This is a genomic window from Alkalibacterium psychrotolerans (assembly GCF_054784355.1).
In genome coordinates, this window is record NZ_BAAGPH010000023.1 from 22,583 (window position 1) to 37,219 (window position 14,637).

The 14,637-nt window shown below is 42.1% G+C and carries 14 protein-coding genes; 2 read left to right on the top strand and 12 right to left on the bottom strand.

What is annotated here, in order from left to right; translation table 11 throughout:
* Positions 1 to 2: 2 nt before the first annotated feature.
* From ACYVLS_RS03430 to ACYVLS_RS03470, 9 genes are all read right to left on the bottom strand, one after another.
* Positions 3 to 233, bottom strand: coding sequence for a hypothetical protein (locus ACYVLS_RS03430; protein ID WP_460321258.1), 231 nt, complete (start codon positions 231 to 233; stop codon positions 3 to 5).
* Positions 234 to 284: 51 nt separating this feature from the next.
* The gene (locus ACYVLS_RS03435) at positions 285 to 491 is read right to left on the bottom strand and encodes a hypothetical protein (protein ID WP_460321261.1); all 207 of its coding nucleotides are present in this window, start codon (positions 489 to 491) and stop codon (positions 285 to 287) included.
* A 48-nt stretch (positions 492 to 539) separates the two neighbouring features.
* The gene (locus ACYVLS_RS03440; protein ID WP_460321263.1) at positions 540 to 731 is read right to left on the bottom strand and encodes a hypothetical protein; all 192 of its coding nucleotides are present in this window, start codon (positions 729 to 731) and stop codon (positions 540 to 542) included.
* A 346-nt stretch (positions 732 to 1,077) separates the two neighbouring features.
* Complete coding sequence (locus tag ACYVLS_RS03445; RefSeq protein WP_460321265.1) at positions 1,078 to 2,004, bottom strand: 3D domain-containing protein; 927 nt, start codon at positions 2,002 to 2,004, stop codon at positions 1,078 to 1,080.
* A 233-nt stretch (positions 2,005 to 2,237) separates the two neighbouring features.
* The gene (locus tag ACYVLS_RS03450) at positions 2,238 to 3,002 is read right to left on the bottom strand and encodes an ABC transporter permease (protein ID WP_460321268.1); all 765 of its coding nucleotides are present in this window, start codon (positions 3,000 to 3,002) and stop codon (positions 2,238 to 2,240) included.
* Positions 2,999 to 3,652: an ABC transporter ATP-binding protein gene (locus ACYVLS_RS03455; RefSeq protein WP_460321271.1), complete on the bottom strand. Its 654-nt coding sequence runs from the start codon at positions 3,650 to 3,652 to the stop codon at positions 2,999 to 3,001. Before ACYVLS_RS03455 ends, ACYVLS_RS03450 begins: the two co-directional genes overlap by 4 nt.
* Before the next feature lie 65 nt (positions 3,653 to 3,717).
* Positions 3,718 to 4,629 (bottom strand): YitT family protein, encoded by a 912-nt coding sequence (locus tag ACYVLS_RS03460; RefSeq protein ID WP_460321274.1) that lies wholly within the window; start codon positions 4,627 to 4,629, stop codon positions 3,718 to 3,720.
* Entirely contained in the window at positions 4,626 to 6,242 is a 1,617-nt protein-coding gene (locus ACYVLS_RS03465; protein WP_460321276.1) for an amidohydrolase, read from the bottom strand. Before ACYVLS_RS03465 ends, ACYVLS_RS03460 begins: the two co-directional genes overlap by 4 nt.
* Before the next feature lie 167 nt (positions 6,243 to 6,409).
* Positions 6,410 to 7,072 (bottom strand): glycosyltransferase family 32 protein, encoded by a 663-nt coding sequence (locus ACYVLS_RS03470; protein WP_460321361.1) that lies wholly within the window; start codon positions 7,070 to 7,072, stop codon positions 6,410 to 6,412.
* 153 nt (positions 7,073 to 7,225) lie between these two features.
* Between ACYVLS_RS03470 and ACYVLS_RS03475 the strand changes: the two genes are divergently transcribed.
* Positions 7,226 to 8,584, top strand: coding sequence for an MBL fold metallo-hydrolase (locus tag ACYVLS_RS03475; RefSeq protein ID WP_460321279.1), 1,359 nt, complete (start codon positions 7,226 to 7,228; stop codon positions 8,582 to 8,584).
* A gap of 411 nt (positions 8,585 to 8,995) precedes the next feature.
* Here ACYVLS_RS03475 and ACYVLS_RS03480 read toward each other — a convergent pair whose 3' ends face one another.
* On the bottom strand, positions 8,996 to 10,405 hold the full coding sequence (locus tag ACYVLS_RS03480) for an MATE family efflux transporter (RefSeq protein WP_460321281.1): 1,410 nt from the start codon (positions 10,403 to 10,405) through the stop codon (positions 8,996 to 8,998).
* 180 nt (positions 10,406 to 10,585) lie between these two features.
* Here ACYVLS_RS03480 and ACYVLS_RS03485 point away from each other — a divergent pair, with 180 nt between their 5' ends.
* The gene (locus ACYVLS_RS03485; protein ID WP_460321284.1) at positions 10,586 to 11,263 is read left to right on the top strand and encodes a CAP domain-containing protein; all 678 of its coding nucleotides are present in this window, start codon (positions 10,586 to 10,588) and stop codon (positions 11,261 to 11,263) included.
* A gap of 57 nt (positions 11,264 to 11,320) precedes the next feature.
* Here the strand turns inward: ACYVLS_RS03485 and ACYVLS_RS03490 are convergent, their stop codons facing one another.
* Entirely contained in the window at positions 11,321 to 12,103 is a 783-nt protein-coding gene (locus tag ACYVLS_RS03490) for a carbon-nitrogen family hydrolase (RefSeq protein WP_460321286.1), read from the bottom strand.
* Positions 12,104 to 13,003: 900 nt separating this feature from the next.
* On the bottom strand, positions 13,004 to 14,629 hold the full coding sequence (groL, locus tag ACYVLS_RS03495) for a chaperonin GroEL (RefSeq protein WP_460321289.1): 1,626 nt from the start codon (positions 14,627 to 14,629) through the stop codon (positions 13,004 to 13,006).
* Between the last annotated feature and the right edge of the window lie 8 nt (positions 14,630 to 14,637).

Below are 14,637 nucleotides of genomic sequence, written 5' to 3' on the forward strand. Positions count from 1 at the left end.
AATTAATCGTCAGTATCGTCATCTAAATCGTCATCCATCATGCCATCATCATCTAAGTCATCGTCCATGCCGTCGTCTTCTAAACCGTCATCCATTCCATCATCTTCCAAGCCGTCATCTGCTGGCTCTTCTGTTCCTGGAAGTGTATCGTCGGTCTCGTCAGCATCTCCACATGCTGCTAATAACATTCCGGCTGTCAGTGATAGGGTTGCTAGTTTAGCTAATCTTTTCATTAACAATCTCTCCTTAAATTTGAGTTACTGTCTTAGTTTACGACTGACTAATTACTCGTCATCCATATCATCATCTAAGTCATCGTCCATCATGCCGTCATCTTCTAAACCGTCATCCATTCCATCATCTTCCAAGCCGTCATCTGCAGGCTCTTCTGTTCCTGGAAGTGTATCGTCGGTCTCGTCAACGTCTCCACACGCTGCTAGTAACATTCCGGCTGTCAGTGATAGGGTTGCTAATTTGGCTAATCTTTTCATCAAAAATCTCTCCCTTTAAATTTGTATTTTACGAAAATCTAGATAACATTATTCGTCAGTGTCATCTTCCAGTCCATCATCTTCTAGACCGTCGTCCATTCCATCATCTTCCAGCTCGTCTTCCGTTGCCGGATCTTCCACGCCAGGAAACTCTTCATCCATATCTTCCCCGTCGCCACAAGCTGTCAGCAGCACTCCCGCTGTCAGTGATAATGCAGTGAACTTCGCTAGTTTGTTCATAGACTCTCTCCTTTTATACAGTTTTTTCTCTATCTAACGAAACATTACCAAATTTCAATTTCATTTAAAAGTAATAAGCCTTGGGGCCGTTTAAAATTAGAGAACTCTCATTCTACTTCTAAGAATATGAAAAAAGAAACAACTGGGTTTTAGTGCCCGTTAAAATGATAGAGTTTATTTATAAATCATAGCCTACCACGAAATTGCATCAGTTCCAAAGAAAAGGCTTTTACAATTTCTTCTCACTCATTTACATTTATAACACTTTGATTAAAGTGTATTATTTATACTTTCTTCATGCATAAAAAAACAGGAGAGATAATCTCTCCTGTTTCATATTATTCTGTTATTCGACGATTTGAATATCAAGTGTGCGTCTGCCAAATTCAAAAGCATCCGCTACGCTTTCCATATGCAAGTCAACTCGATTACCAATAATCGCTCCGCCAGTGTCACCAGCTACATATTCGCCATATCCTGGTACATAAACGGTTGAACCTAATGGAATAACATCTGGATCCACGGCAATGACTCTAGAATTCTCTCTTAAGTCAATCCCAGTGAAGGTAAAGTTACTTAAAACTTCCTGGTTACGAGAATAAGCAGTTGCTTCAACTGTCATCCAGCGTCCTGATCTGCTTTCTGATGCCTGAGTTGCTTCTGTAGCTTGCGTTTCTTCAACTGGCTCAGATGCTGCTTCTGCTGGTTGTTCTTCTACTACTGTTTCAGCTTCTTCAGCTGGCTCTTCCTCTACAACTTCTTCAACCGGTTCTTCTACAGGCTGCTCTTCTACAACTGTTTCTTCAACTGGTTGAGAAGCCTCTACTTCTGCTTCTTCGTTTGCAGATTCTTCAACTTCTTCAGGTGTTTCAGTTTCAGTTACTTCGTCAGTTGATACATCGTAGCTGACTACTTCCTCTTCGCCATTCTGTACAGAAATGACAGAAGCATCTTTACTCAAGAAGATAGTAGACCCTACGTGTATCAGGCTACGGTTATCAATATCATTCACCTGTACGAGTTTATCTACTGAAATATCTGTTGCCTGTGAAATCCCCCATAGTGTGTCTCCCCATTGGAAAGTATACTTGGCGACTCCTTTTTCATTGTTCTGTGCGGAAATTTCGTTTTCGATTTCCGAAACTGTTCGTGGCTCCCAGTTAGCACTTGTAAATTGACTAGCGCTAGCTTCTGAATCATTCGCCAGTAGGAATAATGCGGCTGCCGATAACGTTACTCCGGCTTTAACTAATCTGTTTTTTTGAATTAACAATTAAAATACCCCTTTTCGTAAATTCGCTCTTTACTTAGTATGGTTTTTCTACTACTTATCCTAGGCATTGCCCGGATAACTGTACGTATCATACCACCCACGAGCTAAAAGAAAAGGGGTTAAGACCATCTGTTACTTGTTTTTAGTAAGCCTGTATTGTTAGCTTCATAATCTTACGAGACTATTTCATTCCTATCTCATATATTGTTGATGTGACAAATAAGTCAATCTGTCTATATCATCAGTTGTTTATTGCTATTATAAAATTCTCGGTAAGCCAAGTAACTGGCGATAAAACTGGCTATACTGGTAACGCCAATCAGCATAAACATCACTACGATTTGATACCGTATCGCTTCAGTCGGATCGACTCCTGCAAAAATAAGTCCTGACATCATTCCAGGCAGGCTGACTAGCCCAACTGTCTTGGTACGGTCAATAGAAGGACTCATACCGGTTTTGACACTATCTCGGATGACACTCATGGAGGCTTGTTTTTCTGTAGCTCCAAGCGTCAGCTTTTCCAGCACCTGCTGTCTCTGATCTGTAAATTTTGAATTAAGCGTCTGGAAAGTCAATCCTAAAGCGACCATAGCGTTACTTGCTATCATTCCCGTAATGGGGACGATTTGAGATGGGACCCAGTCAATAGCCCCCGTAAATACTAGCAGACTTAATGTTACAGCTGTACCTATTCCTATTGCAGAAAGTGAAATGAAAAGCGATTTAGGAATGCCTTCACTGCGCTGGTGCGCATTATAGCCGGCGTTAAACACTATAAATAAAACCATTGCAAAAGTTACAATCATACTGTCAAGCTGTATAACATAGCTTAAGACATACCCTATTAGAAACAATTGGATGACTGACCGAAGGCCTGCAATGAAGATATCATTTCCAAGATTCAGTCTTTCTTTGTAATCGACAAAAATGGCTATCAGCAGCAGTCCTGTTGACAATATAAGTGAAAAATTGCTTATTTCTAAATTCCCTGTCATTGTGAATCCTCCAATTCTCCGTTGACAATGGTCAGTACTCTATCAGCCTTTTCGATTTCTCTTTCATCATGTGTCACTGACAGAATAGTAATCTCATTTTCAGTGTTTAGTTCATCCAGTATTGTATAGATGATTTCTTTGTTTTCTGCATCAAGTGAACTGGTCACTTCATCGAGCAGCAGGACTTCAGGTCGATAAAGCAAATTTCTTACTAGTGCTATTCGCTGTTTTTCCCCACCGGACAACTCCTTGATTGGTTTATCCAGATAGCTTTTATCCAGCTTGACGCGCTCAAGCAATTTCACACATTGATTTTCATCAAACTCTTCATCTCTTATTTCGTAAGGAAAAGCAACGTTATCCCGCACCGTCTGATCAAACAGTGTAGCATTCTGGAAAAAATAACTGACTTTCTGTCTGTAAGCAAGAATATCTCCGTCTAAAATATTTTCTCCATTAAATTCAACGGTTCCCTCAGTTGGATTAATCAAGCTCGCGATAATCTTTAGCAAGGTGCTCTTTCCACCACCTGAAGGCCCCGTAATAATGACACGCTCTCCTTTGTTAACTGAGAACGTTACACCTTTTAATATAGTCTGACTTTCTGGTTTAAATACAATATTTGAAACAGTTAGTTGTGGTCTGCTCATAGTTGCGCTCCTTGTTTATTCTGATTATCATTTTATAATTATTATAAAGTAAATTCGGGTACTCCTCAACTGTTTTGCTCTTTTACCCATTCTTCTTCTGCTTCGGTAATCCGTTCCGCCTGTTCTTCAGGTGACAGATAGGTAAAGCCTTCCCCTGCTACTTCCTGAACATGAGAAATGGTCATAAAAGCATTAGGATCAATAGCCGAAACAATTCGTTTAATGAGAAGCACTTCTCGCCTGCTGATGATAATGTAGAGAATGTTTTTCTTTTCTCTAGTGTAATACCCTCGCCCATCCAATATGGTAATGCCCCGTCCCAGCTGATTTTCAATCGCATCAGCAATTTCCGTGTACTTGTCTGAAATGATGAAAAAGGATTTTCTCGGGTTCAGACCTTCCAGCATAAAGTCTATCACCTTACTTTGAATGAATAAATTGATCAGGGTCAAGAACACATTTTCCGGTCCAATGATAAAGACAGAGGGAACAACAATGAAGACATCAATTAGCAGCAAACCCGTCGGCACATTAATGCCTAAGTATTTTTCCAGGAGCTTGGCGATAATATCACTGCCGGCTGTCGTCCCATGTCCCAGCATGATGAGGCCTATACCTGCGCCCATGAAAATACCGGAACCGATGGGAGCAAGCAGCGTTGTTTCAGGAATAAACTGATAGCGGGTCACCAGCAACAGCATCACTGAAATAATCCCGTTTGCTATGAGTGTATAGTGCAGGGTCTTCTTATCCAAAAATTTATAACCAATCGCTAAAATCAGAATATTGATAATAAAAATAGTATACGATGGTGGAATATCCGTCAGGTAAAATAATATAAGAGAAAAACCAGTCAGTCCGCCTTCAGACAAGCCGTTAGGGACAGTAAAGACATTCACACTGACAGAATACAGTACCGCTCCGACAACAATCAGAAGCAGATTTTTAAAACGGTTTTTAGGTATTAGTGATTTCAATGAACTTGGCCCTCCCCTGTATAAACGACTTCTCCATTTACATAAGTGGCCGAAACAGTTACCTTTCTGATAGCACTTTTTTCAATCGTGAAGATATCCTCATTCAAAATGACAAAATCAGCTAAGTACCCTTCTTTTAAGCGGCCTTTTTTATTTTCTTCAAAACTTGCGTAAGCTCCTTCAAGTGTATAGGCATCTATCGCCTCTTCAACAGTCATAGCCTCATCCGGCAAGAAAGCGTCGGGCAGTGGATCTGTCAATCTATTGCGTGTGACAGCACATTGAATGGTGTCAAATGGATTAAATGATACAATTGGTGCATCACTGCTGAATGACTGATGTATGCCTTTCTTTTTCATCGTATTAAATAAATAAGAGGTCTCTGCCCGCTCTTTGCCTACGCGTTCATATAGTATAGGCAGATCGTCTTCAAGAAACAGCGGCTGAACATAAGTCAGATAGTCTTTTTCAGCTACTCGCTCAATAAGTGCTTGATTCGTTATCTGCATATGGTTGATGCCCAGACGCAGCTTATTTTCTTTCTCGCCCAGGGCGTAATCATAGGCATCAAGAATCATTTCTATTCCTCGATCGCCAATCCCATGCGTGATGACCTGAAACCCATTATCCACTGCCATTTTCACTTCGCTGTTTAATGTCTCCTGTGATTTCGTATGAATCCCTATTGTTCCTTCATCATCGGAGTAGGGCTCCGTCAACGCTGCCGTGCGCGATCCCAGCGTACCATCTATAAAATACTTTATTGGTCCTATTCTGTTCCACTCAGTTCCTTTATGAAAGTCATGTGGTCCAGATAAAAAGGCTGGAAGATACTGACCGTCATTGAACCAAATCTGATGGTAAAAACGAACACTTAACTGCTTATTCTTGTCCATTTCTTCGTAAAAACTCAAGGTGTCATCAATCTGGTCATCTTTGGCGTCATTGGTATGCATAGAGGTTATACCGTAGCTATTGGCCAAAGCCATTGTCTCCGACAGCAGTCGTTTCTTCTCTTCTCTGCTTTTCACAGGAAGCTTGGCTTTCACTAAATCAAGAGCCGTTTCTTTAAGCACGCCTGTCAAATTGCCCTGTTCATCTATTTCCAGTTCGCCACCACTGCCAGCCTCAGTCTGACTGGTCAGTCCAAAGTAAGCCAAGGCCGCTGTATTCAGGCTCATGACATGACGGTCAACTCGAACCAGGACAATAGGAACGGTTGAGGAAGCTTTATCCAGGTCATATCTGTTAGGTATTCTTTTTTCGTCCGTAAATGAGGTATGATTCCACCCTTCAGAATATAAGACATCTCCTTCAGACAGCTGCTTCTTTTCTATGTAGTCTGCACACCTTGAAATCAGTTCCTGCATTGAAGTCACATCTGTAATCGGAAGCATAGACAGATATTCTGCAGTCATCAGAAAATGCAGGTGGGAATCAATAAATCCAGGAATCACTGTTTTTCCCTGCAAATCAACAGTCTCTTCACCGGTAAACACCTTTTGACAGTCTTCTGAACTGCCCACTTTAACTATCCGGTTATTTTCTACAAGCATACTCTCGTAATACTCATTTTTTTCACTATAAATCTTACCGTTTTTAAACCACTTCATTATATACCCACCTTTTTAACAGTTGTTCTGACTACTGAATAGTCCTTTCTCATTATACTCTAACCTCTGCGCACTTTATACCTTTTGAGGGCTTTAATTCCTTTCGCATAAAAAAATCCAGGACAACAGATAAACTGTGTGTCCCGGCTGTGTGTCATACGGGTCGCTTACAACCAGCTGCCCGTGAATTGATGGATGCCATGAGTGTTATCTGTCGCATCGACTTCTCTTGTCCAGTAATCTTTGGGTGAAAAATACTCTCTAGGAAAAATGGTGCAGTCTTCAACTTCCTGATGGGTATTGTTCGGTTTCAACCCGCGCTCGATCATAATTTCAGTTATGCGTATAACGTTCGTCTTTTCGTCTCTGGAACCATCCGGAAGAATGAATTCTCTCCCATCATAATCATTGTACAGTTCTTCGATGAAAGGATGATGCGGCTGTGCGCCAATAATTCCCGTTGAAATTTCTGTTTCTATTTCAAAGCTGAAAAAGGCCGGAAATTTTCTGAACTTGTCAATTGGTTTAATCAGTTCCATATCCGTATCACAGTACACTCCCCCGTATTCTTTCAGTGCATGCAGTCTGGCGACATCGGAGACAAAGGCCCATTCTTCTCTTTCGTAAGCCTGTTCTGCATAAATGCCGTGATCTTTCGGATCAAAATTTGATTCATCCCAGCGCTTAATTTCCCAGTCCGGGCAGTAGCGTTTCCAGCTTTCCAGGCACTTTTTCTCGAGCGGCCCCAGCTCATTGCCTCCAAACCAGGCATAGTGAATAATTTTCGGTATCATAAAACTCTCCCCTTTTAAATAAAATGAAAAAATGATGAGACTATATCTCTAGTTTAACAACTTATCAGATTAAAAGCATTGATTAGCTATTATCGAGCACATTGTAAGCATAACAATTACTCTTTGCATATGAAGATGCTACACTTTACACATAATCATCGCTCATACTTATAAGGAGTTGAACTGTACATGTATTTCAAATCATTTTTTGATAAACCTTTAGCTCAGATGGCCTATCTCGTAGGGTGTCAGCAAACCGGTGAGGCCATAATCATAGATCCTCTGAGAGAGCTGGATGAACACGTCAAGGCTGCAGAAGATGAAGGCCTGAAAATTACTCACGCGGCTGAAACTCATATTCATGCCGACTTTGCATCAGGTTTAAGAGATGTCCACCGTAAGCTAGGCGCCAAACTATACGTTTCTGATATGGGAGGGGACGACTGGAAGTATGAAAACATGCCTGATGACACGGTTTATCTGAAGGAAGGCGACACCATTGAAGTCGGTAAAGTCATGCTTGAGGTTCTCTTTACACCCGGGCACACGCCGGAAAGTCTCTCTTTCATGCTGACAGATAAAGGTGGCGGCTCCAGTGTTCCTATGGGATTGTTCACCGGTGATTTCCTATTTGTCGGTGATGTCGGTCGGCCGGATCTTCTTGAAGAAGCCGCTGAAATGGAAGGAACAACGGATTCCGGTGCAAAAGATATGTTCACCTCTGTCCAGAAATCAAAAGAGCTCCCGGATTATTTGCAGATATGGCCAGGACACGGTGCCGGTAGTGCCTGCGGAAAATCTCTCGGTTCCGTTACCATGACTACCTTGGGTTACGAAAAAGAATACAACTGGGCCTATCAGATAGAAGATGAAGATGCATTTAAAAAAGAACTGACAACTGATCAGCCGGAACCGCCAACTTACTTTTCTCATATGAAAAAAATCAATAAGGAAAATATTCCACTGGCTAAAGATACCCGCGTTTACCCACTACCTTCAGAGGAGCTTACGGATCTGGTGGTCGACTTGAGACCAAAAGAAGTATTCCAGTCCAGTCATATAACTGGCACCTTGAACATTCCTATGAACAGTAATTTTTCAAGTTACATTGGCTGGTTTGTCAACTATGATAACGACCTCACCTTTATAGGTTCAAAAGAGGATGCCGACGAAGCGGCTAAACAGCTGCAGCAAATTGGCTACGACCGTGTGAAAGGCTACCTCCCAGTTGAGGAATTAAAAAACACTGTTACTTCGCTGACTATTGAAACGGATGAATTCATCAAATTATACCAGAAAGAACCATTAAACATTCTTGATGTCCGAAACAAGTCTGAATGGGAAGAAGCTCATCTCGACAACGCTAAACGCGTCCTCTTTGGAAATCTTCTGGAAGAAGATATTCCTTTTGAAACGGACGAGCCGGTCTTCGTTCATTGTGAAACAGGCGTACGATCAGGTATTGCTTTAGGCGCACTTGAAAAAAGAGGATTCAAGCATGTCATTAATATCAAAGACGGCTATGGGCCAATTAGAGAGCGATTATAGGTCCTCCTTAGTATGAAAGGTATTGGTTACCTTTCATACAAAAAACTCATTCGTATTTAGTGCCCAGTTCAAATTGCTTTTTTATCAGAAGTGGTGCCAAAAGACTCTTTGAGACCTGTTCTTTTCCGCATTTCAATTAAAGTAGTCACAAAATGCATTTTGTGACTACTTTAACTCATACAAATCGAAGAACTAGTCTCTAAAGGCTTTATTGAGACTAGTTCAAGGTTAAATGCGTCACCAACTGGTCTCTATTCATCAAAGAAATAATGGCGACTTTGTCGAAAAACCATAATCTGTATCAGCTACAGAAAAGCACTGTCATTTAAGGAGGAAAATTCCTTAAATGACAGTGCTTATTAAAACAACTCACCTTCTAGTAAAGGATGAGCTGTATGCTGTTTATGAAAATTATTTACCAAAGCCTTGTTCAGCAATGTTTCTCGAAGAGAGTTCCGTTTCGGCATCCGCCAAGGGCTGAATTTTCTTAGCGTAGACATACTTCATAGCAACGAGTGCAAAGATAACGGCAACTGTCTCAGAAATCAGCTTAGACCACCAGACCATATTGACGTCGCCAGTAAATGACAGGGCATAGGCTGCTGGAACAAGCACCACTAGTTGGCGAATGACTTGTACCCATAAGCCCAGCATTGGATTGCCGACTGACTGAAAGACGGTTCCCAGCATAATGCTGATGCCGGCAAAAGCAAAACTTAAACTAATCGTACGCAAAGCAGCTACTCCAAGATTCATCATTTCATCTGATGCATTAAATAAATACAGAAGTTGTTCCGGGAATAACTGGAAGAGAACTGTTCCTGTCAGCATAATACCTACTCCATAAGCCAGACAGATTTTGATAGCCAAAATCATACGTTCTTTATTTTTAGCTCCCAGATTATAGGACACAATCGGAATCATACCATTATTGAGCCCAAACACAGGCATAAAGATAAAACCTTGAAGACGAATGTAGACACCATATACGGCAATAGCTGTGGACGTAAACTGCAACAGAATATTATTGAACAACAAGGTAACTAAAGAGGTAATTGATGTCATGACCATAGAAGGGACACCTACGGAATAAATCCGTTTGATAACAGCGAGGTCAGGTCGGAAACCTCTGTACTGCATATCAATATCATGATTGACTCGCGAATTTATGATAATGGCTAAGGTAGCTGAGGTACTCTGCGCTATTATCGTCGCAATCGCAGCTCCTCTTACCCCTAGTGCCGGTGCGCCCAGCAAGCCGAAAATAAGGATCGGGTCCAGAATAATGTTTAAGATTGCCCCGGTACCCTGTGTAATCATCGTATAAAATGTACGGCCGGTAGACTGGAGAATACGTTCGTACGTAAACTGCATCAGCTTCCCTACAGAGAGAGTGGTAATCAGAACAGTGTATTCTATTCCGTACCGGATAATCTCAGGATTGTCTGTCTGCATTTCAAAGAAAGGACGAACTAAAAACATACCGAAAAACAGAAACAGACCGTAGTGCATCAGGGTTAAAAACACACCATTATTAGCAGCAGCACTGGCCAACTTTCGGTTTCCTTCGCCTAAACGCTTTGACAGCTCTGCATTCATCCCTACCCCAGTTCCGATACCAATGGCTACCATCAGCATCTGAATCGGGAAGACCAAGGACAGTGCGGCTAACGCTTCTTCACTGATTTGAGCAACAAACATACTGTCTACAACGTTATAGAGTGACTGAATGAACATGGATATCATCATTGGTACAGACAGTGTCAGCACCAATTTGTTCATTGGCATTTTTCCCAGTTCTTGTGAGCTCATATTTTTCATAGTTATTACTCCTCTTAATCTTTCCATTTCATCTCGAATTCTAATTAACTTCTCTATTATACAGAACCCAATTCATTAAATGAAGTAAAGAATCTTCATTTCGATTATTTCATAATTCTTTTTCTTTTTAGTTTGAAGCCTTTCTGATACAATACCTTTAGATAAGAGAGGTAATCAAACATGAGATATTTACGAAAACTTTTTTTCCTGCTTCTTAGCCTGTTAATAGGCTTTTGGCTGGGCACTAGTGGTATTTTACACGGGACGACTGTCGGTAACTGGATGGAGACGATTGTCAGCTATTTTCCGTCATCCACTGACTTCAATCAGTTGAATCAGACCGGACAGGATCTGCCGTTTTTCAGTGAATCCTTCTTTGATCCGGCTGAAACCGGAACACAAGAGAATGCTGAAGCTCCTGAGATAACCAGTGAAGAGGCAGAAAAACTGGATATACATTTAATAGAAGAAACAGTCATCAACCTAGTCAATGAACTACGTGAAGACCTGGATGTGCAAGCTGTAACGTCTAATGATATGCTCCGTTCAGCGGCCACTATTCGGGCAATTGAAACGGAAGAACAATTTTCGCATACACGTCCGGATGGAACGGATGCGTTTACCGTATTCGAGGAAGAGGGTATCCACTACCCTTACCGTACAGCGGGTGAAAATTTAGGTATGGCCACCTATCACCTTCAGGAAGAACACATGGCTGAGCTGATTTTTAATGGCTGGGTCGAGAGCCAGGGTCACTACGAAAACATGATTAAACCTGACTTTGAAGAAATTGGTGTAGGCGTTCATTACGATGACGAGTTCCTATATATTACTCAGTTATTCGGCACTCAACGCTAATCAACAGGATAATTAGAAAGCTTTTCACACAATTGACATCGTGTGAAAAGCTTTTTTTTAGTGATACAGTTCCGGTCTCCTGTCTTTGAAAACTCCGATATCTTTTCTAATTCCTTTGAGTTTGGATAAATCCAGATTTTCAGTAAAAGCCGCTTCCTCTTCATCTAATTCAATCATCACTTTGCCTAACGGACTGATTACAGCAGAGTGTCCACAGAACTTAAGGTCATCCGTTGTTCCACATTCATTTACGCCAACCACATAAACCTGATTCTCAATCGCTCGTGCTCTCAGTAAAGTCTGCCAGACATGCAGTCGAGGATGCGGCCAGGCTGCCGGCACGAACAGAACTTCCATTCCTTTCAGGGCCATAAGACGAATCCATTCAACAAACCTCAGGTCGTAACAGGTTGCTACGCCAACTTTGACGCCATCCAGTTCCACTAAGCCGAGATGATCGCCACGCTTGAATTTTTCATGCTCGTTCGCTGGAGAAAACAAGTGGACTTTATGATAGGTATGCACCAGTTGCCCTTCCCGATTATAAATGTAGCTGGTATTGTAATAGTCCTCGTCGTACTCTGTTGCAACGGAGCCACCAACTATGTTGACGCCGTGTTTTTTTGATAAACTGTGCAGCAATGCGCGTGTCTCCTTCCCCTCATGATCTGCAACACCTTCGAGCTCCTCTGGGAAGAAAGAAACATTCCACATTTCAGGTAGCAAGATAACATCCGGCTTTTCTGTCTCCATTAGTTTAGTGATACTGGAGTGAACAATGTCAAAATTTTCTTGCGGCTGATTGTATTTAACAGCCAGTTGAATCCCGCTCACTTTCATATCTGCCACTCCTTACTTCTTAATTTTAGTCTAGTCTAGCAGAGAATCTTTACTTTTACCACGTTAACCATTCCACTTAGCATATAATTATCTGCTTTTGAAATGCAGGCCGCCCCAAGCGGCCTTTCCGCCTTTTCGTTTTTCACTCTAACTCACTTGATCTAAATTTCCCGAGTTATTCCTATCTCTCCTTATTCCATTAACTCGGCCGACTGCTCTCACCTCAGTTACCTTAATCCCTCTGTTTTCCATTAACTCAGTCGGCTGTCAACTTCCCAGTTACCCTAATCTCTCCGTTTTCCATTAACTCATCTGACTGCCGACTCCCCAGTTGCCTTAATTTCTCCGTTTTCCATCAACTCATCTGACTGCCGACTCCCCAGTTACCTTAATTTCTCCGTATTCCATCAACTCAGTCGGCTGTCAACTCCCCAGTTACCTTAATCTCTCCTTTTTCCATTAACTCAGTCGACTGCCAACTCCTCAGTTACCTTAATCTCTCCTTTTTCCATTAACTCATCTGACTGCCGACTGCCCAGTTACCTTAATTTCTCCGTTTTCCATTAACTCATCTGACCACCAACTCCCCAGTTACCTTAATCCCTCTGTTTTCCATTAACTCATCTGACTGCCGACTCCTCAGTTACCTTAATCCCTCTTTATTCCATTAACTCATCTGACCACCAACTCCCCAGTTACCTTAATCCCTCCGTTTTCCATTAACTCAGCCAACCTCAATTCGTCGAGTTACATAAATCTCTAAGAATAGCACCAACTAGGTCGGAAACATTCCTTGAGTTCCACTTAACATATAAAAAAGCACTCTGATTCGCCAGTTGGAAGGTTTCCCCACTGATGAATCAGAGTGCTATGATTTTATTTCAGTTTTAGCTAAATAGCTTACATCATGCCGCCCATTCCGCTTGGATCCATTCCTCCGGCAGGGCCGCCGTTTTCTTCAGGAATTTCCGCAACAGCTGCTTCGGTTGTTAGAAGCAGTGCTGAAACGGATGCCGCATTTTGTAATGCTGAACGTGTAACCTTAGTTGGGTCAATGATTCCAGCTTGAACCATGTTGACCATTTCACCTGTCGCTGCATTGAATCCAATACCAGGTTCAACATGCTTCAATCGCTCAACAATGACGCTTCCATCAAGACCGGCATTTGAGGCAATCTGGCGTACGGGTTCTTCAAGAGCACGGAGAACAATTTTCACTCCAGTTTCTTCGTCGCCTTCCGCTTCAATACCTTCAAGTTTTTCAAGAATATTGATATACGCAGTTCCACCACCAGCGATGACACCTTCTTCAACTGCCGCACGTGCAGCATTCAAAGCATCTTCGATACGTAGCTTGCGCTCTTTGATTTCTGTTTCAGTAGCCGCTCCCACTTTGATGACAGCAACACCGCCTGCTAGTTTCGCAATGCGCTCCTGAAGTTTTTCACGGTCGAATTCAGACGTTGTTTCTTCTGCCTGAGCACGCAGCATTGCTACACGCTGTTCGATATGCGTTTTTTCTCCTGCACCTTCTACAACAGTCGTGTCGTCTTTTGTTACCACGACTTTACCGGCTGTTCCCAGCTGGTCAATGGTTACGTCTTTCAAATCAAGTCCTAGATCACTTGTGATAACTGTACCGTCTGTCAAGATAGCAATGTCTTCAAGCATGCCTTTTCGACGGTCACCAAATCCTGGTGCTTTAACTGCAACAACGTTCAGTGTTCCGCGGATTTTGTTCAAGACTAGTGTTGGAAGTGCTTCGCCATCAATGTCGTCTGCAATAATCAACAGCTGTCTGTTCTGCTGCATGATGTTTTCAAGTACTGGCAGAATTTCCTGAACAGAAGAGATTTTCTTGTCAGTGATTAAGACATATGGATTGTCCAGGTTAGCTTCCATTTTTTCATTGTCCGTTACCATGTACTGTGACAAATAACCTCTGTCAAACTGCATCCCTTCAACAACATCCAATTCTGTTTCGATCCCCTGGGATTCTTCGATAGTAATAACGCCATCACTTCCAACACGCTCCATAGCGTCTGCAAGCAGGTGTCCGATTTCTTCATCACCAGATGAAATAGCTGCGATTTGAGCAATGGATTCTTTATCTTCCACTTTAGTAGACGCTTCACGCAAGGACTCAACCGCTTGTTTTGTAGCCAGTTCAATTCCACGACGGATTCCGACAGGATTTGCTCCTGCAGTAACGTTTTTCATACCTTCATTGACGATTGCCTGCGCTAAAACTGTCGCAGTGGTGGTTCCGTCACCGGCAATATCATTCGTTTTGCTGGCAACTTCCGCCACTAACTGTGCGCCCATATTCTCGAACTTGTCTTCCAGTTCGATTTCTTTAGCAATGGTTACACCGTCGTTGGTAATTTGAGGTGCGCCAAACGATTTGTCGAGGATAACATTTCTTCCTTTAGGACCTAATGTTACCTTGACTGTGTCAGCCAGTTTATCTACCCCACGCAGCATTGCTGCACGTGCGTCTTCTGAAAATTTAATATCTTTAGCCATAAGTATTC